Source organism: Natrinema gari JCM 14663 (genome assembly GCF_000337175.1).
Taxonomy (GTDB): Archaea; Halobacteriota; Halobacteria; order Halobacteriales; family Natrialbaceae; genus Natrinema; species Natrinema gari.
Genome location: NZ_AOIJ01000032.1, coordinates 55,866 through 76,819, shown reverse-complemented (window position 1 = coordinate 76,819; position 20,954 = coordinate 55,866). Strand labels below are relative to the sequence as shown.

Sequence of the window (20,954 nt, the reverse complement as noted above, 5' to 3'; positions counted from 1 at the left end):
GATCTAGTAGCCGCCCTTCCCTTTGGGAGCGCGCGATCCGTCGTGTGGGATCGGCGTGACATCCTCGATGCGCCCGATCTTGATGCCCGAGCGGGCGAGCGCACGGATCGTCGCCTGTGCGCCCGGACCGGGGGACTTCTGCAGGTTGCCACCGGGGCCGCGCACGTGAACGTGCAGGCCCGTGATGCCGGCCGCTTTGACCTCTTCGGCGACGGACTCGGCCATCTGCATGGCCGCGTACGGCGACGCCTCGTCGCGGTTCTGCTTGACTGCCGTCCCGCCGGAGGACTTGGCGATCGTCTCCGCACCCGTGAGGTCGGTCACGGTCATGACAGTATTGTTGAACGATGCGTGTACGTGGGCAATGCCCCATTTTTCGTCGTCCTGACTCATGTTACTGACCCTCCGCGCGTTCGGGGTGGAGGTCGTCCGCGAGCGGGCTGTTCTCGTCGAAAGCCACCAGGTCCTCCTCGTCGATGTCGACGACGTAGGAGGGAACGAGGTGGCGCTGCCCGTCGACCACGATGTGGCCGTGCGTGATGAACTGACGAGCCTGCTGGGCCGTGTTCGCCAACCCGTTGCGGTAGACGACCGTCTGCAGTCGGCGCTCGAGGATGTCCTCGATCTCGAGCGACAGGATGTCGCCGAGTTCGTCGGTCTCATCGAGGATGCCGACACGTTTGAGCCGACCGAGGAACTCCTCGGAGCGGCGGACGACAGTGTCGTCGTCCTGGGCCTGGCCGAGCAGTTCGCGGGCCTCGCGCCGGTAGGAGCGAAGCTCGGACTGGGCACGCCAGAGCTCTTCCTTGTTGGAGAGCCCGTAGCGGTCGACGAGGGAGTGTTCGGAGGCAATGCGTTCACCCTGGTAGGGGTGGTTCGGCGTCTCGTATTGCTTGGTGTCAGTGCCGAGTGGCATTATTCACCCTCGCCCTCTTCTTCGGCGGCCTCTTCGGCCTGTTCTTCGCGGATCTCTTCGACGTTGACTCCGATGGTGCCCTCCGTCCGACCGGTGGACTTGGTTCGCTGACCGCGAACCTTCTGGCCGCGCTTGTGGCGCGTGCCCTTGTAGGAGTCGATCATCTTCATCCGGTTGATGTCGTGCTGTCGAGTCAACTGGAGATCGTTGCCGATCTCGTGGGTCGTTTCGCCGCTGTAGAAGTCGTCCTGACGGTTGTTGAGCCAGTTCGGGACTTCGTCGGCGTAGTTCTCGACGACTTCGATGACGCCATCGATGACGTCGTCGTCGAGCCGGCCGAACGTCGCCGTTCGGTCGACACCCGCTTCCTCGGCGATGAGTCGGGCGGTTCGGCGACCGATCCCGTTCATCTCCGAGAGCGAGCGCTCGACGGACTTCGTCCCATCGAGGTCGGTTTGCCCGATGCGGACGAAGTATCGAAGATCTTCGTCGTCTTCTTGTTCTTGAGGTTCTTCGGCGCTCATGTGTCGTGTATCTGTGTCTGGTCTGCCTGCGTTGCAAATGACTGGCGGGAAAACGCCAGCGAAGTGTCCGACGTTGTGGCGGGGATTCGAACCCCGGAGGCTTGACGCCACATGGTTAGCAACCATGCGCCTTGGGCCGCTTGGCTACCACAACACCGTTCGTCTATCATCGCCCTCTCGGACTCGGGGATCGCTCCCCTGCACGTATTGCACCCGAACGTACCCCCGTCTACTACTTAAGGGCAACGAAAGGGCACGACGTCCCGTATGTCCTTCTCTCCCGTGTCACACCGCCCGCGTCGACGAACAACGAGACGACGACTGCGGCTGCGGATGCTACGCGCCGGCGTACTCCTCGATATACTTCTCGTTGAGCTCCCACTGACCGTCGTCGTTTTGGACCATGTATTCCCCGTAGTAGGGGACGCGATCGGCGACGGTATCGCGGAACGCCTCGCGGATCTCCGGTTTCGTCATCTCTCCCATCGACTTGAGGTCGTCGTTGCGGTTGAGACAGCCCTTGAGGTAGCCCTCGTGGGTGACCCGAACCCGGTGGCAGTTCGCACAGAAGGTGGGGTTCTCGACGGGATCGACGATTTCGACCATTCCGGCACCGGACGCGTTCGACGAAGCATCACCCGCCTCGCCACCGTCGGCTGCGCTCCCGCCGACCCAGTACCGTTTCCGGTCGTGCATCTCGCGGTGTTCGATCTCCGTGGCCCGCTCGGCCAGCCAGTCGTGGACGCGCTGGATGTCGATGTTCCATTCGGGCTTGCCCGTCAGTTCGGGCATGTACTCGATCAACTGCAACTGGAGTCCGTCGTTGTCCGCGACGTGATCGACCATCTCCGGCACGTACCCCGCCGTGTGCTCGAAGACGACCATGTTGAGTTTGACCGGGTCGAGCCCCGCGTCCAGCGCCGCCTCGACGCCCTCGAGTACCTTTTCGTAGGCCCCGCTTTTCGTCACGGCGGCGAAGTCCGCCGGATCGAGCGCATCCTGAGAAACGTTGACTCGCTCCAGCCCGGCGGCGACGAGCTCCGCGGCGCGGCCGGGGAGGAACGTCCCGTTCGTGGTCACCGAGACCTCCATCCGGTCCGGGGTGCGCTCGATGATCTCCGCTAAATCCTGCCGCAGCATGGGCTCCCCGCCGGTGAACTTGACCGCGTCAACGCCGAACTCGGCGGCGACCTCGAGAAACCGGACGACGTCGTCGGTCGACATCTCGTCGTCCTGTGGGTCCATCGGCCCGCGAGTGTCCCCTAGCCCCTCGTTGTGACAGTAGACGCAGTCGAAATTACACCGATCGGTGAGGGAGACGCGCACCCCGGTGACCTCCCGCCCGAACTCGTCGGTGAGCATGCGTTCGAGTTGCAGACGGATCCGCTTAAGCACGCCGGGAATTCCGACGCCGCGTAACCGGTTTCGGTTTCCAGACCCTGTCAAACCGCTATGATAAGTGCCACCGCCGACCGGTCGTCGATCTGTCTCTTATACACANTGCCAGCCCGCTCAGAGATGTGTATAAGAGACAGGGCCATGGACGAGGACATGCTCGAGGACCAGCGACGGCTGGTCGAACTCATCGAGGCGGAAGGCTGGGACGTGACCGACCTCGAGATTTCGGCCTACGACAGCCCGTGGGCCGACGAGGACGACCCAGAGGCGACGGTGACGATCACCGCGCGGAAACCCTACGAGAGCGAGGGTGACGATGGGGACGAGGACAACCCGTACCGGCTGCAGTAACCGGACCGCAAGCGGTGCCGATCGTCTCCTTCCGCCGAGTCGAACGGCACGGATCCAGCGTCGCGGGATGGGAACGTCGCGGCGCGGTCCCAACTAGCCCTTGATGTTACAGACGGGGAACGTCCGTGCGACCTTGTCGCCGATGCCCAGTTCGTCGGAGACGCGGACGACCTCGTCGACGTCCTTGTAGACGCCCGGCGCTTCCTCGGCGATCGTGGCTCCGGACTGGGCCTTGACGTGGATTTCCTGCTGGTCCGCGAGATCCTGCTTGACATCGCCGCCCCAGAACTCGTCTTTGGCCTGCGTGCGACTCATCAACCGGCCGGCACCGTGGGCGGTCGAGCCGAAGGTGAGATCCATCGAGTTCTCGCCCCCGCGGAGGACGTAGCTGCCAGCGCCCATGCTGCCGGGGATGATTACCGGCTGGCCGACCTCGCGGTAGGCCGACGGGACTTCGGGATGGCCGGCGGGGAACGCCCGCGTCGCCCCCTTGCGGTGGACGTAGAGCTCTCGCTCTTCCCCGTCCGCCCCGACCGTGTGGGTCTCCTTCTTCGCGATGTTGTGGGCCACGTCGTACAGCAGGTCCATCTCCATCTCCTCCCACGAGCGATCGAACACGCGCTCGAAGACCTGCCGCGTGCGGTGCATGATCAGCTGCCGGTTGACCCACGCGAAGTTGATCGCCGCGTTCATCGCGCCGTAGTAATCCGCGGCGAGTTGCGAGCCCGCGGGCGCGGCCGCGAGTTCCTTGTCCGGTAGCTGGTCCAGCAGGCCCTGGTGTTGCTGTTCGATCTTCCGCAGGTAGTCGTTACAGGTCTGGTGGCCCAGTCCGCGAGAGCCACAGTGGATCAACACGACGATCTGGTCTTCCTCGAGTCCGAAGGCCTCGCCCACGTCCGCATCGAAGACATCGGTCACGCGCTGGACCTCGAGGAAGTGGTTGCCCGATCCCAGCGAGCCGATCTGGTTCTTCCCGCGGTCTTTGGCCTTCTGGCTGACCTTGTCGGGGGCCGCGCCCTCGCGCATGCCTTCGTCCTCGCAGTGGCGCAGGTCGTCGGCGACGGCGTAGCCGTTCTCGAGCGCCCAGTCGACGCCGCGGGCGAGGATTTCGTCGACGGTGTCGACGCCGGCTTCGACGATGCCGCCGCCGCCGAGCCCCGACGGGACGTTGGCGAACAGCGACTCGACGAGTTCCTCCTCGTGGCCTCTCACGTCGTCGTACGTCAGGTTCGTCCGCATCATCCGGACGCCGCAATTGATGTCGTAGCCGACCGCGCCCGGCGAAATACAGCCGTTCTCGGCGTCGAGTGCGCCGACCCCGCCGACCGGGAAGCCGTAGCCCTGATGCCCGTCGGGCATGCAGATCGCGTGGTTCGTGATCCCCGGCAGGTGGGTCGTGTTCGTGATCTGTTCGAGGGTCTTGTCCTCCTTGATCTCCTCGAGCAACTCCTCACTCGCCAGTACCCGCGCGGGGACGCGCATGTCCCCGTCCTGTGGGATCTCCCAGACGTACTCGCGCACCCGCTCTAACGTGATGCCGTCGGCGTCGAAGGTGGTCATACACGGAAGTCGGCCCGCAGCGATGAAAGGTGTTCGTCTCTTCAACGTCTTCGACAGTCACTAGCACTGTCGAATCGCGGGGCACACCTCATTTACGCGGGTTCCAGTACCCTGCCGGCACGTTCGTCGGCCCAGCGGGTCTCGAGCCATCGATCGACGGCGTACGGGCCGCTTCCGGTGATGAGCAACACCGATGCCAGGCCGAAGAGGCCGACGTGGGCGAGGACGGGATCGTCGGGCAGCGCGAAGAGCGTGAGCGCGAACACGCCGATCGCCGTCGCTGCGCTCGCCCGCGTAAAAAACCCGATCAGGAGCGCGAGACCGAGCGCGATCTCTGCCACTCCCGCTCCGAGGACCCACAGCGCGGGACTGACGGGGACGACCGCCGTCAGATCGTACCGACCGACGACCGCGAGCGCGATACCGGGCCGCAGCAACTTCTGGCCCAGCCCGAGGGAGACGAACGTACAGCCGAGGCCGACGCGAACGACCGTCGGCACGAGGGGACGGTACCCGCGAACCCGCTCCTGAAACGTGCGAGCGCGGTCGGACACCGGATCGAACCGGCCGTAGACGGTCCCCGAGGTGCCGGCGACCCGCTGGAGAACGTGATCCGCGCTCGGTTGCCCGCTCCCGATCAGGACGACGGCGAGCATGCCGCCGACGTACTCGAGTTGCAACAGCAGGACCGGGCGGAGCGCGAGACCGACGAGGTAGGCAGCGAGCGTGACCAGCGCGACGACGCGCGTCGCCAGGCCGAACAGGAGGAGGAAGCCGAGCGCGACCTGCAGAAGCCGCAGTTCGACGTGGAGCGCGGGGCTGACGAAATAGCCGCCGAACCCGGCACCGATCAGCGGGATGCCAAAGGAGATCCGGAGCAACCAGGGTACGAACGCGGTATACTCCCGCATGGCGGCCCGGAACGCGGCGAGATCCCCCTGCAGCGGGCGAACGAGGAGGTAGATCACGATTGCGACGGCGACGGCGAACGCACCTACCAGGAGCGGGCCGACGACGAACGGATCGCGCAGCGACTCGGCGAGGAACTCGCCGACGACGACATCGCGCTCCTCGTCGACGACGTATTCCTCGTGAGCCCAGGCCGTCCCCAGTACCGCACTCGAAGCCGCGAGGAGAGCCACCACTGCCCCGCCGAGTCGCCGTTTTCGAACGCGTCGGTATCCGTCTCTCATCACCGTGCGGTACGGTCCGGGAGAGGAAAATACGTCACCCTACGTGCGTCGACCGCCCGCGAGCCACAGCCGGTCAAACGTCGAAGACGACGTACGCCTCCCAGCTCCCGTCGTCACCGTCCGTCCCGGCCCGCTCGAGGCACATCTCCGAGTACGTCACCGCCTTTATCTCGCGCGCGTCGATGTCGAAGAGCGGAACGCCGCGGGCGCTGGCCTCGAGTTGCCACTCGTCGAAGCCGTCGCCTGCTGCCCCATCACCGTCGTCCGAGCGATCGGATGCCGACGGCGGCTCGATCGACTCGACGCGGTGGTCGACGGGGAGTTCCGATCGGATGTCTCGCAGGTAGATCAGTTCGTCGAGATAGTCGAACAACAGCGCCTCGCGGCTCTCGGCCGTGACGGAGAGGGAAAACCGGTCCCCGGAACCGGCGATCTCGTCACACGATGCGGCCGCGAGCCCGTCGGCTACCGCCGCGAAGACAGCCTCGAGCGAGTCACCGGTCGCCGCCACCGCGACATCGGCCGTGTGGTTGCGCAGTTCGTACCCCATTGGGGCCCGTTTGATCGGCTGGGGTCCTATGCCCGTCGTTTCGAGCGCAGTGTAGCCGGCACGGGTGTCAGGTCGAATCGGGGAACTCCCGGACGTGTCGCCCGTCTCCGACGGGTCCGCGCGTCGACTGCCGGTGGAATTATATTGACGACGCTGGTAGACTGTCGTAGTGAGCGTCAACATCGACAGTCGCGTCGTCGCACCGGGGAGCGACGATTTCGTCGACGCCGCCTGGCAGCTAAAGGAGAAGATCAACCGTCAGGAGGATGTGCTCAAACAACGGTACGATTTCTTTACGGACGCGTATCGACGGTCGAAGGTTCACTGTTACGTCCAAGACGGTGATCTCATCGGGTTCGCTGCCGTTCGACGCGACGGCTATATTCTCTTTCTGGCGGTAAGTCCGGGCGCCCGCGGCGAAGGAATCGGCAAACGGCTCGTCGCCCACGTCGCGGATGATCACGACACGATCACGTGTCACGCTCGGACGAGCAACGAGAACGCGCTCCAGTTCTACGAACACCTCGGCTTCGAGATCAAGCGCCGGATCGACGACTACTACGAGGACGGCGGCGACGCCTACTACCTGAAACTCGGGGCTGACGTCGGTATCGCCGACCGGATTTCCGATCTGATACGGCGCTGAAGCGGGACGCTACTGATTGCCGAGACGGAATCCGACGGCCGGAACTACTGTACAGGATCGTCTCGAGGGCTACGACACCGACCGGTCGCGTCGACACGGTCCTCGAACGTGATCGGGACGTGACCGTCGATTCGCCGGCCAGTGACGAAGCGAGCGCGGCGCGAAGCAACACGGGACACGAGCGACGCTCGGTCGGATTCCCTGTGTCGTCCCCCCACGAGGTCGAACATTCGGCAAGGTTATACGCCCCCATCCACGACTACCCGAGTCGTATGGAGGAGCGAACGAGGGCCTATCTGCGGGGGCGATTCCGCGACCACTATCGACGGACGGAGATCACGCCGCCGCCCGCGGCCAACGAACGCGAGTGGGGGTACATCCCCTGGACCGAGGGACCGGACACGACGATGGTCCGCCACCGTTCGCTGCTCGAGTTGGGCGATCTCTCCGAATTCCTCGTCCGAAAGCGCCCGCGACACGTCTACTTCTCCGCGGGACGCTTTCGCGACCCCGGCGCGAGTTCGATGCACGAGAAAGAGTGGCAGTCGGCCGATCTCGTCTTCGATCTCGACGCCGATCACCTGCCCAGCGTGACGCTGGGCGAGGACAGTTACGGCGAGATGCTCGCGACGTGTCAGGATGCCCTGCGTCGGCTGCTTGACTTCCTCGAGAACGACTTCGCCTTCGAGGACCTCGAGATCGTCTTCTCGGGCGGTCGCGGGTATCACGTCCACGTCCGCGATTCGAACGTCCTGCACTTAGAGCGCGAGCACCGCCGCGAGATCGTCGACTACGTCCGCGGCATCGGACTCGAGTTCGACGACTTGATCGAGACCGAGACGGTGGCCGGGTTGGGGCGGAAGACCCCGACGGAGCGGCGCACGCTCCGGACCGAGGGCGGCTGGGGCGCTCGGACCCACGATCACTTCATGACGTTCGTCGACGAGTTGCTCGAACTCGAAGAAGACGCCGCCCTCGAGCGACTCCAATCGTTCGACGGCATCGGCGAGGGGAAGGCCCAGGCCACGCTGAACGCGGCCCGCAACAATCGGGAGCAACTCGAGGCGGGCAACGTCACCGTCCACACCGCCGTCGCGCAGTTGGCCGAGCGGTTCACGAGTCTGGCCGTCGAGCGGGACAACGCGCCGATCGACGAGCCAGTCACGACCGACACGAACCGACTCATCCGCCTCCCCGGGAGTCTCCACGGCGGAAGCGGGCTGAAGACGGTGCGCCTCGAGCGCGACGAGATCGCCGACTTCGATCCGCTGGTCGATGCCGTCCCGGAGACGTTCGAGGGCCACGAGATCACCGTCGATGTCAGTGACGGCGGCGAGGTCGAACTCGGAGGAGACACCTTTACGGTCTCGGAGGGAGACCAGTCACTCCCGGAGTACGTCGCCGTGTTCCTGATGGCACGCGGCCGCGCCGAGAAGGAGAAAGAATGAATTTAGACGAACTGCGTTCGGTCCAGAGCAAGGAGCGCCAGAAGGACAGCCTCCAGAACCTGCGCCCGTCCTTCTATCAGGAGGTCGGCGAGTACATCGCCGATCTCGAGGACGAACGCGACCGCGTCGCCGACCGGACGGACGACCCCTTTTCCTCGCCCGAAGTCAGCCGCTTGACCGACGAGATCGAGACCGCCAAGGACGTTGTCGAGGCGATCTACGAGCGCCGAATGGGGAAACTCGTCAAACAGGCCAGTCTCGCGGCGGCCGGCATGCCGGCCGACGACGAGGGCCTGACCGCCGAGGAAGGCGATCTGTTCGACGATCTCGTCGAACGCATCGAATCGAACAAGAGCCGCGTCCTCGACGTTCTCGAGGGCGTCGAGGAGCCGGTCACCGAGACGGATGCAGGCGCTGGCTCGCCGCCCGCGTCCGATGCGTCGCCGACCGCCGACGCCGGCGATCTCGAGGCGCGAGCCGAGACGCAGCCAGCCGGTGACGCGACCGCGGACGACGCGCCACCGGCACCGCCCGACGCACCGTCGCCGGCCGTCGACCCTGCGGCAGACGCGGCCGCGGATGCGGACGGCTCGAGCGGCGTCTCCCCCGCAGACGTCATGGGCGGGGCCGAGCCGTCGGTCGGAGCGAGTGACGGGACGGGGTCGGATCGAACCGACGGCATCGGCCCGTCGGCTGCCCCGGGGGACCAGCCACCGAGTGCGGCGTCCGATTCCGGTACCGACCGTCCGGTCGACTCGCCGACCGCGGACGCCGACGCCGTCCCGGCCGACGACGAGGGTCGGGACGCGGTCGCCGGGATCGATCGGACGACCGTCCGAATCACCAGCGATATCGGTTCCATTCTCGGCGTCGACGATCGGGAGTATACCCTGACGAGCGACGATGTCGTCACGCTCCCGGAGCAAAACGCGGCACCCCTCGTCGAGCGAGAGGCCGCCGAACGCCTCGAGTAACCCGCGTTCGGTACACCTCGCGTTTCGGCGTCGGCCGTTCCGTGTGAAATCGTAACGTATACACGACGGGTCGCTAACTCGCATGCATGCTCGACGTCGGCGACGAAGCACCGGAGTTCGAACTGCCAAACCAACGCGGCGAGACGGTCACCCGCTCCGAGTTCGCGGGGCAACGGCTCGTCGTCTACTTCTATCCCCGCGCCAACACGGACGGCTGTACGACCGAAGCCTGCGGGTTCAACGATGCGCTCCCGCAATTCGAGGCCCGCGATGTCGCGGTCGTCGGTATCAGCGACGATCCCGTCGACGACATCGCCGACTTCGCGGCCGACTACGACCTCGAGTTCGACCTGTTATCGGACGAGTTCGGTGAGGTCGCGACGCTGTACGATTCCTACGGCGAGAAACAGATGTTCGGCAATACGTTCGACGGCGTCTTCCGGAATACCTACGTCGTCGGACCGGACGGGCACATCGAGGCAGCCTACGAGGGCGTCTCGCCGGACGGGCACGCCGACGCGGTACTCGCCGACCTCGAGCCGGCGAACGTCACTCACTGACGCGAGCAACGGCAGGGACGCGTGACCGCGGTGGTCGACCTTACTGGAAGGTACGTCCGAGCTGCTCGTCCTGTCCGGGCTCGGCCTGCTGGAACTCGTCCTCGAGTTCCTCGTACTGCTCGCGGGTGTCGGGGGAGACGCTCGGGTTGACCTCTTCGAGCGCGTGCTCGAAGTGTTGCTTGCCGATGCGGACGTTGCCGATGGTATCGTCCATCTCCTCGGGATCGACCGAGTTGATGAACTCGCGGCTGGCGGCCATCGAGGCCTCGCGGCAGACTGCTTCGATGTCGGCACCGACGTAGCCCTCCGTCTCGCCCGCGAGCCACTCGAGGTCGACCGATTCGGCCAGCGGCTTGTTGCGGGTGTGGACCTCGAAGATCGCCTTGCGAGCGTCCTCGTCGGGGACCGGCACATGGACGTGACGGTCGAGGCGACCCGGACGAAGCAGGGCGCTGTCGATCAGATCCGGCCGGTTGGTCGTGGCGATCACGACGACGTCCTCGAGTTCCTCGAGCCCGTCGAGTTCCGTCAGGAGCTGGGAGACGACGCGTTCGCCGACGCCGGAATCACCCTGGCGCTGGCCACGTTCGCCCGCGATCGAGTCGATCTCGTCGAAGAAGATCACGGTCGGGGCGTTCGACCGCGCCTTCTCGAAGACTTCGCGGACGCCCTTCTCGCTCTCCCCGACGTACTTGTTCAGCAGTTCGGGACCCTTGATCGAGATGAAGTTCGACTGGGCCTCGTTGGCGACGGCCTTCGCGAGCAGGGTCTTCCCCGTGCCCGGCGGGCCGTACATGAGGACGCCTTTGGCGGCCTGCATGTCCATCTGCTCGAACACCTCAGGGTAGTCAAGCGGCCACTGGATCGTCTCGCGGAGTTGCTCTTTGGTCTCGCCCAGTCCGCCGACATCGTTCCACGTGACGTCGGGAACTTCGACGAAGACCTCGCGCATCGCGGAGGGCTGGATTCCTTTGAGCGCCTCCTTGAAGTCGCGCTCGGTGACCTCCAGCGAGTCGAGGACATCGGCGTCGATCTCCTCGGACTCGAGGTCGAGTTCGGGGCGGATGCGACGGAGCGCGTTCATCGCGCTCTCGCGGGCCAGCGACTCGAGGTCGGCGCCGACGAAGCCGTGCGTGCTCTCGGCGTACTGATCGAGATCGATCCCCTCGTCGAGGGGCATCCCGCGGGTGTGGACCTGCAGGATCTCCTTGCGGCCCTCCTTGTCGGGGACGCCGATCTCGATCTCGCGGTCGAAGCGACCGCCGCGCCGGAGCGCGGGATCGATCGCGTCGACGCGGTTGGTCGCGGCGATGACCGTCACCCGGCCCCGTTCCTCGAGGCCGTCCATTAGCGAGAGGAGCTGGGCGACGACGCGTCGTTCGACGTCACCGCCGGCTTCCTCGCGTTTGGCCGCGATGGAGTCGAGTTCGTCGATGAAGATGATCGAGGGGGCGTTCTCCTCGGCCTCTTCGAAGACTTCGCGGAGCTGTTCCTCGGATTCGCCGTAGTACTTCGACATGATCTCGGGTCCGGAGATCGTCTCGAAGTTGGCGTCGATCTCGTTGGCGACCGCCTTGGCCATCAGGGTCTTCCCCGTACCCGGCGGGCCGTGCAGGAGGACGCCCTTCGGCGGCTCGATCCCCAGCTGCTGGAACAGTTCGGGGTGGCGCATCGGCAACTCGATCATCTCGCGGACCTGATCGAGTTCGTCGTCCAGACCACCGATGTCCTCGTAGGCGACGTTCGGGACGCCCTCTGCGGACGCGCCGCCGCCGGACTGGACCTGTTCGGCGGGGGTCTCGGAGATTTCGATGCTCGTCGAGTCCGTGATAACGACGGTGCCCGACGGCGAGGTACTCGCGATCTTCAGCGGCACCGATTGGCCGGAGCTAGCCATGGGGCCGAACGAGAGCGAGAACGGAACCGTCTGGCCCTCAGTGACGGCCTGGCCGGAAAGCTTGTCGCGGACGAGCGGACCGATGTCACCTCGAATGCGGAGGTTCTGCGGGAGCGCGACAGTGACCGATTTCGCGGGTTTGACGTCCGCGGGTTCGATCGTGACGTTGTCGTCGATCCCGACGTCGGCCTCCTGTCGCAGGCGGCCGTCGATTCGGACGATGCCACGTCCCTCGTCTTCGGGGTAGCCGGGCCAGACGCGTGCGACGGCCTGGCCGTCGCCCGAGCCCGTGATGACGATGTAATCCCCGTTCTCGAGGTCGAGTTCGTTCATCGATACGCGGTCGATCGCGGCCAGTCCGCGACCGGCGTCTTTCTGTTTGAGTGGTTTGACGGTGAGTTTCATCGGTTCTCCTCCAGTTCGACAGTGAGAACGCCGTTTTTCATAAACGTGTGCGGGTTCGTGGCGTCTGCGGGGAGTTCGATTTCGTACTGGTCGTCGGCGAGGACGACGATGACCGTGCCGTCGACGATATCGACCGACGCGTCGGCCTGCTCGGTACCGAAGTCGACGGCCATCACCGTGCCGTCGTCGTAGTCGTACCGACGGGCTACCTGCCCCTCCTCCGGGGTGAATTGGTCGAGAGTCATGCTCTAACTAACCCAAGGTAAGCACCGCTAGTATTTAAACCCTTCGCCGAATAATCGCATGACGGCAAGAGGGATGTCGATGAAGTGCTTGTTCGCAGTTCACAGCGGACCCCGACGCGGAAGCTCGCGTCGACTGGTACGGGTGGCGAGATGACGGACGGAGCAACGCCCCGCTCCGGCGGTCGCCGGTTGCCGTCGAATCGAGTCTTTATGCCCGTCCCCGGTGTTGCGTTGCGTATGGAAACAGTAACGCACCACGGTCGAGAGACGGCGTACGACATCGTCGACCGAGGCGGGGATGGCCCGCCGATCTGTTTCGTCCACGGGAGCGGCGGATCGAGCGATATCTGGGCGGGCCAGCGGTCGCTGGCGACCTCTCATCCGATCGTTACGATCGATCTCAGCGGCCACGGCGACTCGGACGACATCGACGCGAGCGCCGGCTACTCGGCGCTGTCGGCCTACGCCGACGACGTACTCGCCGTGGTCGAAGCGACGGATTCGGAACACCTCGTCGGTAACTCGCTTGGCGGTGCCGTCGTCCTCCAGATCCTACTCGAGCGCGAGTACGACCCCGAAGCGGCCGTGCTGACGGGTACCGGTGCGCGACTCGGCGTGCTCGAGGACCTGTTGACCTGGCTCGAGTCCGACTTCCAGCGGGCGGTCGAGTTCCTGCACGGTCCGGACCGACTCTTTCACGACCCCGATCCGGAGCTCCGAGAGCGATCGATGGAACGAATGCACGAGACCGGACAGGCGGTCACGAGCCGCGACTTCCTGACCTGCCACGAGTTCGACGTCCGAGACCGCGTCGCCGAGATCGATACCCCGACGCTCGCCGTGTGCGGGGAGTACGACCAGCTGACGCCGCCGTGGTTCCACGAGTATCTCGCGGACGAAATCGACGGGGCCAGCCTCGGCGAGATCGAGGACGCCGCCCATCTGGCGATGGCCGAGCAGCCCGCTGCGTTCAACGGCGTTATCGAGGGCTTTCTGGCGGGGATCGCCGACGATCGAAACCGAGATTGAGACTGCGACGCGGCGAAAACGGTTGCCGCAACGAACGGTCCGCGACCGGACGGCGCTCTCCGGCTCCAGTACCACTCGGAAGACGAGCGCGGCCGTGATCCCAGTGATCTCCGCGCCGATACCGCGCCGCCGATCTCGAGACGGGCTCTACGTCATCGTGTCGAGGGGGCCGGCCGGGATCGATCGGCGGTCGCTCAATAGATGTCCTCGAGGTCGCTCTCCTCGTGGCTGTGTTCGTCGGCGGGGAACTCGCCGGACTCGACCGCCGAGACGTACGCTCCGATCGCGGACTCCATCTCCCCGCGGACGTCGCCGAACTGCTTCGAGAACGAGGGTGACCACTCGCTGAGGCCGATCGCGTCGTCGACCACGAGCACCTGCCCGTCGCAGTCCGGCCCGGCACCGATCCCGATCGTCGGGATGTCCAGCGCTGCCGTGACGTCCGCCGCGAGGTTCGACGGGACGTGTTCCAGGACCAGCGCGAACGCGCCGGCGTCCTCGTGGGCCGCGGCCAGGTCGAGGATGCGTTCCGCGGCCTCCTGGTCCGTTCCCTGACGGGGATAGCCACCGTACTGGTTGACGTGCTGGGGCGTCAGTCCCAGATGGGCCATCACCGGAACGCCGAGCTGGACCAGCTTCTCCGTGAGATCGACGGTGTGGGGTCCACACTCGAGTTTGACCGCGTGGGCGTCTTCCTCTTTGAGCATCCGGCCCGCGTTCTCGAGGCTCGCCGTTTCGTCGACGCCGACCGAGAGGAACGGCATGTCGGCGACGACGAGGGCGTCGTCGGTCGCGCGGGCGACCGCGCCGGTGTGGCGAGCCATGTCGTCGACGGTCACCGGGAGGGTGGTTTCGTAGCCCAAACTGGTGTTTCCGAGACTGTCGCCGACGAGAATAACGTCGACGCCGGCCTCGTCGACGATCGACGCCGTTGGCGCGTCGTAGGCCGTCAGCATCGTGATCGGTTCCTCGCCAGCCTTCGCTCGGAGATCCCGGACGCTAGGCATACCCACAGATTGGGGGCCCACGATTAAACGTCGTTGTTCTTCGGCGACACTCCAGCGTCTCGACATCCGCCGTGCCCGCCTTCGGGCACACCCGGCGCGCTTAAGAGGGACCGGTCGTCATACTCACGCGTGCCTGAACGCGTCGAAACGACCACGCCCGACGGGGTCGATTACGGCTGGGTGATGCAGACGACGTTCGTCGTCACCATCCTCGTCGGAGCGCCGCTGGTCGCCGCTCTGTCGGCGACCACGGCGCTCCCCACGTGGGCCGACCGCGTCGAGTTCGCGATCCGGGTCGGCGCTCCCGTCTGGCTGGTCACGTCGGTCGTCGTCTTCGCGTACGCCAAACGAAACCAGACGTAGTCGACTCGAGCACCCGAGCGGGAGTGCGGGGTCAGATACCGGACGGTCCGTCGCCGACGTACTCGAAATCGATCCCCGCCCGTTCTGCGGTCCGGTGGTCGCGCGCGGAGTCACCGATGAACAGCGCCCGCTCGGGGTCGGCCTCGAGTTCCCGGACGGTCGCGAGCAGCGGTTCCGGGTCCGGCTTCCACGTCGCGACCGTATCGCGGCCGACGACGGCGTCGACCGCCATCGTCAGCGCGTGTTCCTCGAGCGCGATCCGACACGCCCGTTCGCAGTTCAGCGAACAGACGCCGGCCGGCGGCGATCGCTCGAGCAGGTCGTCGGCGCGGACGAGTCGGCGCGACGTTCGCGCCCCGTCGTGTTCGTGGGCCGCGATGGCCGACTCCACCTCGGCGGCCAGTCCGACCTCGTCCGCGGCCTCGAGCATGTCCCAGAGGCCGTCGCTCGGCGGCTCGACGTTCGCGTTGTCGTACACCGCGCGGACGTCGACGGCGACGGCGTTCCAGTCGACATCGAGATCCACGAGCGTGCCGTCTAGGTCGTAGACGACGGCGTCGTACTCGGTCACGGCCGCCGATACGAGCGGCAGCAGAATAGGGACTTCGGTCACGGCCCCGCCGAGCAAGGGAGCGGTCTCAGATCGTCGTCGCTCGACCGACTCCCGTGCGATGATTGCCGAACGTTTCAGAAGTTCAGAGGGTTAAAGGAGGCAACCACTCAACGACCGGGCATGCGAAGACGCGAACTGCTCGTCGGAAGCGGAACCGCCGCGGCCGTTGCGTTGTCCGGGTACGCGGGCGCGGTCGCAGACGACACCGCCGACGCCAACCGGTCGGGACTGTCATCCGATCACGAGACCCTCCTCGAACTGCTCCCCGCAGAATCGGCCCTCGACGCGACCTATCGCCGACTTGGGTATGTCAGCCTCGATGAGACGTCCAGTTCCGAATTCGAATATCTGACCCGACAGATCACGGACCACGCCGCCGATATCGACGGCGAGTTCGATATCGACGCGGCCTCCGCGGCGGTTTCGGTGATTGCAGGAAGCGATGACTTCGGGATTAGCGCCGCAACCGGGTCGTTCGACCGGCTGACGTCCGGCAACGCTGTCGAACGCGGTGACTGGCGGATCGGAACCCTCGACAGCGATGCCGCGTTCGCGTCCGCCGACGGGCGTCTCGTCGTCGTCTCCGTCTCCGCCTCAGAGCGGAACCCGACCGACATCGCCGAGACGGTTGTCGACGCCGCCACCGGCGAGACGGACACCGTGTTGGTCGATCCCGAGGCGACTGGGCCGGTCTTCGACCGGCTCGAGGATTCGAACCACGTCGTCTTTTTCCCCAATCTCGATGAGGGACGCCACTTCGAGTTCAACGGTGAGGTCGCGTCACTCGCCGTCGGATTCGATCAGCCCCGGGATACGGGTCCGGGAACCGTCGAGTCGGAGTACGTCATCGAACCCACATCGGACGCCACTGTCGACGACGACTGGGCTATCGAGCGCCTCGAGCGCTTCGAACCGGGCGAGTTCGTCGAAACGACGGTCACTCGGGAGAGCGCGTTCGTCCACGTCGACGCGGTCATCGACCAGCCGCCCGAACGCGACCGCGATGCGGCTCCCGATGCACGCATTCGCGTTCGTTCGCACGCGGACGACGGGCTCGCGACCATCGAACATGTCGGCGGCGAATCGGTCGACACCGCCGAGCTCGAGGTGTGGGTCGACGGCGAACTCGCGGACGTGCAACTCGCCGACGATCGGGACTCGTTTTCCGAGGGCGATGCCGTCGAACTCGACACCGGGCCGATCGCCGACGTGGGGCTCCGATGGTTCGACGAGAGCGAGCACGTCTACTACTATTACGATCGGACGCTCGTCGGGGCGGAGTCGTTCGAATCGACCTACGACGCCGAGACGGAGACCGCGGAGATCACGTACGTCGGGGACCTCGCGGCCGACCCGGATCGTCTCGAGGTGGTCCACCGGCAAAGCGACGAATACCAGAGCGATCGACGGCCCGACACGGACCGGTCAGCCGTGACGGACGTATCGGGATCGCTCACTCGGGGCGATACGATCACGGTCGACGGCGTTACTTACGGCGATCAGGTCTCCCTCGAGTTGACGGCACCGCCCAACCCGAACCGCGGACAGCGGTCGCTGGCTCACGTCCGCGTTCGGCCGCCACAGTTGTATCTCCATCGCAACGAGAGAACCCTCGTCGTGGGGTATCACGACGAGCAGGAACGCGACGCCGACGACTTTCGCCTGCTGTTCGACGACGAACCCGCCGACACGCAGTTCGCCGATCGGGCCGATACCCTCTCCTCGGATACCGAACTCGAGTTCGGCGAAGTCCCGCACGGCACCACCGTCGCTGTCGAGTGGCTCGAGCCCGACGACCCGGCCGTCATCGAAGAGCGGGTCCTCCGTCCCCACGCACACGTCGATATCACGTACGACGACGATGACGGGACGGCTGTCGTCGACTACAAGGAAGGAGAGGAACTCGCCGCCGACGACCTCGAACTACGGATCAACACCGAGCCGGCGGACCGGCAGCCGGCCGACGAATACGAGACGTTCGCACCAGGTGACGACATCAGCACCGCTGTCACTCCGTTCGCGGCGGTCAAACTCGTCTGGATGGGTCCCGAAGACACCGAAGACGTTCTGGGCCGGACGTTCGCCGGTCAGGAGTCGCTCGATGCCACCTACGATCCCGACGCCGAGACGGTCGAACTCGTCTACACGGGCGAGCAACCGGCCGACCCATCGGTGCTGTCGATCGACTACACCAGCGGTGATCGCTCTCGGTCCGACAACCGGGAGGGGCTCCAGTACTTCTCCCAGGAGTACGACACGCTGACGACGGGCGACAGCGTAGTGATCGACGACGTGGCGGCCGACGACCGCATTACCGTTATGCTGGTTCAGCGGGGAGACAACTACACTTCCAGCCGGTCGATTTATCATTTCACGCCGGCTCCGCGACGGGCGTTTGCGCTCGAGGATCGGGCGGACGGGCTCGTCGCCGTCTACCGCGGGGAGGACGACCGCGACGCCGAGGCCTTCGAGTTCCGAGTCGACGGGGAACCAAGCGATGTTCAGCCGGCCGATCAGTACGACACGTTGACGACCGACGACGAGATCGAACTGGGACACTTCGATCACGGAACCGAGGTTACCGTCGAGTGGGTCGTCCCCGATGAACCATACGAGGTCAGCGATCACGTCGTCACCCCCGACGCCGATTTCGACGTCGAATACGACGCCGATGCGGAGACGGTAACCGTCGAACACGCGGGCGGCGACGAGATCGATGCCGCCGACCTCGGTGTCGTCGTCGAGCCGTCCAACAGCGAGCCCCGCGGCTGGGAGGATCAGGAGACGGTCTCGGAGGGGGACACCACGACGATCGATGTCGACAGTGATCGGAAGCCGAGAACGGTCGAGATCGTGTTCGGAGAACGAAACACGATCGGTTACAAATGGATCGATGAGTAGCGTTCGTCTGAACCGAACCGGTCCCCCAGTTTCAGCTCGCTTCCGTGTCGGCCCTGCTCGTCGCCCGGCCGACGATTGCCGTCGCACTCGGCGTTAGTCTAGGGTCGCCGTTTCGCCCGTCGGTTCGTCCAACTGCTCGCCCGCGAGCACGCGGTTCGCCCGGCGGAGCCGCTCGGAAAGCGCCTGGTGGGAGATGTCGAGTTCGTTCGCGAGTTCCTCGAGCGAGATCGCTCGAGGAACGTCGTAGTAGCCCTGCCGATAGGCCTCGGCGATGGCCTCCCGCTGGGGTTCGGTCAGTGCGGCCGTCGTCTCGAGGGCCTCGTCCTGACCGGCCTCGACCATGCGCCTGACGTCGATGCGGACGCCCTGCTCCTCGATGTCCGAGACGGCAGTCGAGAGTTCCTCGCGATGGGGAAAGAGCAGCCGAAGCGTCCACTGGCCGTCCGATACCTGCGCGTCGAGTACTGTGCCGCCGTGCGTGTAGACGCATCGACAGACCGACGCGACCGCCTCAGTGTACGTGAGCCGGTAGAACAGATCGCCGGCATCGGGATCGGCGAGTAGCCGGCGATACTCGTCGACGGTCGGGTCCGTTTCGAGGGTCGCCTCGAGTTCGGTGCGGTCGACGTTCGAGAACCAGACGAGCGGCACCGTTCGGACCGGCCCCTCCGCGACGACGCTCTCGACGCGGACCTCGAGGGCCGGGAGTTGTTGAACGGTCTCTGCGAGTGCGAACTCGTCCGTCGGAAGCGAGAGTTCTGCGATCGTCGTCATTGGAAGGTCACCTCGGGACGCTGACTCGAGCCGGTTGGCTGCCGATACTGCTGTCGTAGCGGAACGTGAACGTGACTCGTACGTCTCCGGCCGATCCGCTCGCGTCGGCGATCGTAGTCGTCCGGATCGTGCTGATAGAAGGGAGGACTCGAATACGCTTGATGAGCGGGCCTTTGTATTCTGGCAGTTTAAGTACGCACGTCACCCGAGACGAGCCAGTCGGTTGAGCGCGTACGCCGTCTGGAGCACGTCGACGCTCTTGCCGCGATCGAAGACGAGTTCGTCCGTCTCGAGGACGTGTTCCAAGGTGTCCTGTGAGGCGTGTTCCGGGGCGGCGGCGATGCCGGCGTCGTTGTCTGCGGCCCACTCCATGACCCGGAGATCGCTCTTTGAGTCACCCATCACGAGCGCGAACGGGTCGGCGACGCCGAGGACGTCGAGCGCGCGTTCGACGCCGACGACTTTGTTGAGTTCAAGGCTGCCGATTTCGGCCGCGTCGGCCTCGTAGTAAGCGACATCGATGCGATCGAGGACGGCCGCAAGCGAGTCCGGCACGTCCGCGGCGTCGAGGGCCGGATACGCACCTTCGCCCTCGAGCACGGCCCTGATCTCGGGGTCCTGTGCGGCGTAGAAGGCGCGGGTCCAGTCCGCGACCGTCTCGCCCGCCAGTTCCGTCTCGCCGTTCGCATCGCCGCCCGTCGTCCCGCTGTCCGTAGCGCCCGCGTCGCTCCCATCCGCCTCGAGCGTCGTCCCGACGGCGTCGGCGAGCAGGTCGATGAGGTAGACCAGCGCCTCGTCGATGATCTCCCGGGCGTCGGCCGAGCCGGTTTCGTAGTTGGGTTTCATCGTGACGTTGAACTCGTTGCCCTGGAGGTGACAGCCGCGGCGGAGATCCTCGGGCGCTTCGGGCAGGACCCGCGAGCGAACGTCGTCGAAGACCGTCCGGATCGACTCCTCGAGATCCTCGTAGAGCAACTGCTTCGTCTGTGCGCCGTGTCCAGGGGTGAACACGCCCGTCCCCGCCTCGTAGACGATCGAGAGGGACCCCGAATGGACGATCTCGCTGCCGAGTCCCTGAATCGCAAAGCCCTTGACGTTTTCTAGGGTCTGGCCCGTACAGATGACGATGGGGACGCCGGCGTCGTAGAACTCCGTCAGCATGTGCAGCGTGTCCCGCGGGATCTCGTTGTCCGTCCCGCCTGCGGACCGCAGCGTTTCGTCGACGTCTAACACGAGGACGTTAACCGCCCGGCCGTACTTCGCCTCGAGATCGAGCGCCGTAAAGGCCTGATCGCGGGTCGCCCGCGCGGCGATCTCCGCGAACGTCTCCCCGGCCGCGAACGACGAGCGGATCTCGTCTTTGCGCTCCTCGAGTTCCTCGGTCGCCTCCTGCCAGTGCTCGAGGGCGACCCGCGAGTCGACCGCGGGAAAGACATCGACGAACTCCTGGAACTCCCGTAACGTCTTCGTGTCGTACTCGTCGTAGAGCTGATAGACGAGGTCGTAGCGTTCCATGTGGCCTACAGGCATGGGCAGGCGGATAACCGTTTCCAGTGACGGTCGCGTCGGGAGGGACGTCCGGTTCGTTCGTGTCTTGGTG

At 65.6% G+C, this 20,954-nt stretch carries 21 protein-coding genes and 1 tRNA gene; 8 read left to right on the top strand and 14 right to left on the bottom strand.

Going from position 1 to position 20,954, the window contains the following annotated elements; genetic code table 11:
* Positions 1–3: 3 nt before the first annotated feature.
* The 5 genes from C486_RS02620 to moaA all read right to left on the bottom strand — a co-directional run bounded on the left by C486_RS02620 (position 4) and on the right by moaA (position 2,802).
* Positions 4–393 (bottom strand): 30S ribosomal protein S11, encoded by a 390-nt coding sequence (locus C486_RS02620; RefSeq protein WP_008452727.1) that lies wholly within the window; start codon positions 391–393, stop codon positions 4–6.
* A 1-nt stretch (position 394) separates the two neighbouring features.
* Complete coding sequence (locus tag C486_RS02615) at positions 395–916, bottom strand: 30S ribosomal protein S4 (protein WP_006184687.1); 522 nt, start codon at positions 914–916, stop codon at positions 395–397.
* Positions 916–1,440, bottom strand: a complete 525-nt coding sequence (locus C486_RS02610) for a 30S ribosomal protein S13 (protein ID WP_008452725.1) — start codon at positions 1,438–1,440, stop codon at positions 916–918. Before C486_RS02610 ends, C486_RS02615 begins: the two co-directional genes overlap by 1 nt.
* A 71-nt stretch (positions 1,441–1,511) precedes the next feature.
* Positions 1,512–1,594 (bottom strand) — tRNA-Ser (locus C486_RS02605).
* 182 nt (positions 1,595–1,776) lie between these two features.
* A complete protein-coding gene (gene moaA, locus C486_RS02600; RefSeq protein ID WP_008452722.1) occupies positions 1,777–2,802 on the bottom strand; it encodes a GTP 3',8-cyclase MoaA in 1,026 nt (341 codons plus the stop codon).
* Positions 2,803–2,979: 177 nt separating this feature from the next.
* Here moaA and C486_RS02595 point away from each other — a divergent pair, with 177 nt between their 5' ends.
* Positions 2,980–3,189: a hypothetical protein gene (locus C486_RS02595; protein WP_007109456.1), complete on the top strand. Its 210-nt coding sequence runs from the start codon at positions 2,980–2,982 to the stop codon at positions 3,187–3,189.
* Positions 3,190–3,282: 93 nt separating this feature from the next.
* Here the strand turns inward: C486_RS02595 and C486_RS02590 are convergent, their stop codons facing one another.
* The 3 genes from C486_RS02590 to C486_RS02580 all read right to left on the bottom strand — a co-directional run bounded on the left by C486_RS02590 (position 3,283) and on the right by C486_RS02580 (position 6,492).
* The gene (locus C486_RS02590) at positions 3,283–4,749 is read right to left on the bottom strand and encodes an RtcB family protein (protein ID WP_008452718.1); all 1,467 of its coding nucleotides are present in this window, start codon (positions 4,747–4,749) and stop codon (positions 3,283–3,285) included.
* A 92-nt stretch (positions 4,750–4,841) separates the two neighbouring features.
* A complete protein-coding gene (locus C486_RS02585) occupies positions 4,842–5,942 on the bottom strand; it encodes a DoxX family protein (RefSeq protein ID WP_049910065.1) in 1,101 nt (366 codons plus the stop codon).
* Positions 5,943–6,015: 73 nt separating this feature from the next.
* The gene (locus tag C486_RS02580) at positions 6,016–6,492 is read right to left on the bottom strand and encodes an archease (protein ID WP_008452715.1); all 477 of its coding nucleotides are present in this window, start codon (positions 6,490–6,492) and stop codon (positions 6,016–6,018) included.
* 169 nt (positions 6,493–6,661) lie between these two features.
* Here C486_RS02580 and C486_RS02575 point away from each other — a divergent pair, with 169 nt between their 5' ends.
* The 4 genes from C486_RS02575 to bcp all read left to right on the top strand — a co-directional run bounded on the left by C486_RS02575 (position 6,662) and on the right by bcp (position 10,120).
* Positions 6,662–7,138, top strand: coding sequence for a GNAT family N-acetyltransferase (locus tag C486_RS02575; protein ID WP_008452712.1), 477 nt, complete (start codon positions 6,662–6,664; stop codon positions 7,136–7,138).
* 272 nt (positions 7,139–7,410) lie between these two features.
* The gene (priS, locus tag C486_RS02570; RefSeq protein ID WP_008452710.1) at positions 7,411–8,586 is read left to right on the top strand and encodes a DNA primase small subunit PriS; all 1,176 of its coding nucleotides are present in this window, start codon (positions 7,411–7,413) and stop codon (positions 8,584–8,586) included.
* Positions 8,583–9,560, top strand: a complete 978-nt coding sequence (locus C486_RS02565) for a DNA replication complex subunit Gins51 (protein ID WP_008452708.1) — start codon at positions 8,583–8,585, stop codon at positions 9,558–9,560. Before priS ends, C486_RS02565 begins: the two co-directional genes overlap by 4 nt.
* A gap of 86 nt (positions 9,561–9,646) precedes the next feature.
* Positions 9,647–10,120, top strand: a complete 474-nt coding sequence (bcp, locus tag C486_RS02560) for a thioredoxin-dependent thiol peroxidase (RefSeq protein WP_008452707.1) — start codon at positions 9,647–9,649, stop codon at positions 10,118–10,120.
* A gap of 40 nt (positions 10,121–10,160) precedes the next feature.
* Here bcp and C486_RS02555 read toward each other — a convergent pair whose 3' ends face one another.
* Positions 10,161–12,422: a CDC48 family AAA ATPase gene (locus C486_RS02555; RefSeq protein WP_008452704.1), complete on the bottom strand. Its 2,262-nt coding sequence runs from the start codon at positions 12,420–12,422 to the stop codon at positions 10,161–10,163.
* Positions 12,419–12,667 carry a DUF7127 family protein gene (locus tag C486_RS02550; protein ID WP_008452702.1) on the bottom strand — a complete coding sequence of 83 codons (249 nt, stop codon included), beginning with the start codon at positions 12,665–12,667 and terminating at the stop codon, positions 12,419–12,421. The genes C486_RS02555 and C486_RS02550 overlap by 4 nt, the downstream gene beginning before the upstream one ends.
* 237 nt (positions 12,668–12,904) lie before the next feature.
* On the opposite strand from C486_RS02550, the gene C486_RS02545 reads away from it, so the two are divergent.
* Positions 12,905–13,696, top strand: coding sequence for an alpha/beta fold hydrolase (locus C486_RS02545; protein WP_049910063.1), 792 nt, complete (start codon positions 12,905–12,907; stop codon positions 13,694–13,696).
* Between the two features lie 194 nt (positions 13,697–13,890).
* On the opposite strand, the gene panB is transcribed toward C486_RS02545, so the two are convergent.
* Positions 13,891–14,703, bottom strand: coding sequence for a 3-methyl-2-oxobutanoate hydroxymethyltransferase (panB, locus tag C486_RS02540; RefSeq protein ID WP_008452699.1), 813 nt, complete (start codon positions 14,701–14,703; stop codon positions 13,891–13,893).
* A 129-nt stretch (positions 14,704–14,832) separates the two neighbouring features.
* Between panB and C486_RS02535 the strand changes: the two genes are divergently transcribed.
* On the top strand, positions 14,833–15,066 hold the full coding sequence (locus tag C486_RS02535; protein ID WP_008452696.1) for a DUF5822 domain-containing protein: 234 nt from the start codon (positions 14,833–14,835) through the stop codon (positions 15,064–15,066).
* Between the two features lie 31 nt (positions 15,067–15,097).
* Here the strand turns inward: C486_RS02535 and C486_RS02530 are convergent, their stop codons facing one another.
* Complete coding sequence (locus tag C486_RS02530; RefSeq protein ID WP_049910071.1) at positions 15,098–15,637, bottom strand: HAD family hydrolase; 540 nt, start codon at positions 15,635–15,637, stop codon at positions 15,098–15,100.
* A 162-nt stretch (positions 15,638–15,799) separates the two neighbouring features.
* On the opposite strand from C486_RS02530, the gene C486_RS02525 reads away from it, so the two are divergent.
* On the top strand, positions 15,800–18,580 hold the full coding sequence (locus tag C486_RS02525; protein ID WP_008452693.1) for a type IV pilin N-terminal domain-containing protein: 2,781 nt from the start codon (positions 15,800–15,802) through the stop codon (positions 18,578–18,580).
* Positions 18,581–18,673: 93 nt separating this feature from the next.
* Here the strand turns inward: C486_RS02525 and C486_RS02520 are convergent, their stop codons facing one another.
* Both C486_RS02520 and C486_RS02515 read right to left on the bottom strand, forming a co-directional pair.
* The gene (locus tag C486_RS02520) at positions 18,674–19,354 is read right to left on the bottom strand and encodes a helix-turn-helix domain-containing protein (protein WP_008452691.1); all 681 of its coding nucleotides are present in this window, start codon (positions 19,352–19,354) and stop codon (positions 18,674–18,676) included.
* Positions 19,355–19,555: 201 nt separating this feature from the next.
* Positions 19,556–20,869 (bottom strand): hypothetical protein, encoded by a 1,314-nt coding sequence (locus tag C486_RS02515; protein WP_008452689.1) that lies wholly within the window; start codon positions 20,867–20,869, stop codon positions 19,556–19,558.
* Positions 20,870–20,954 lie beyond the last annotated feature (85 nt).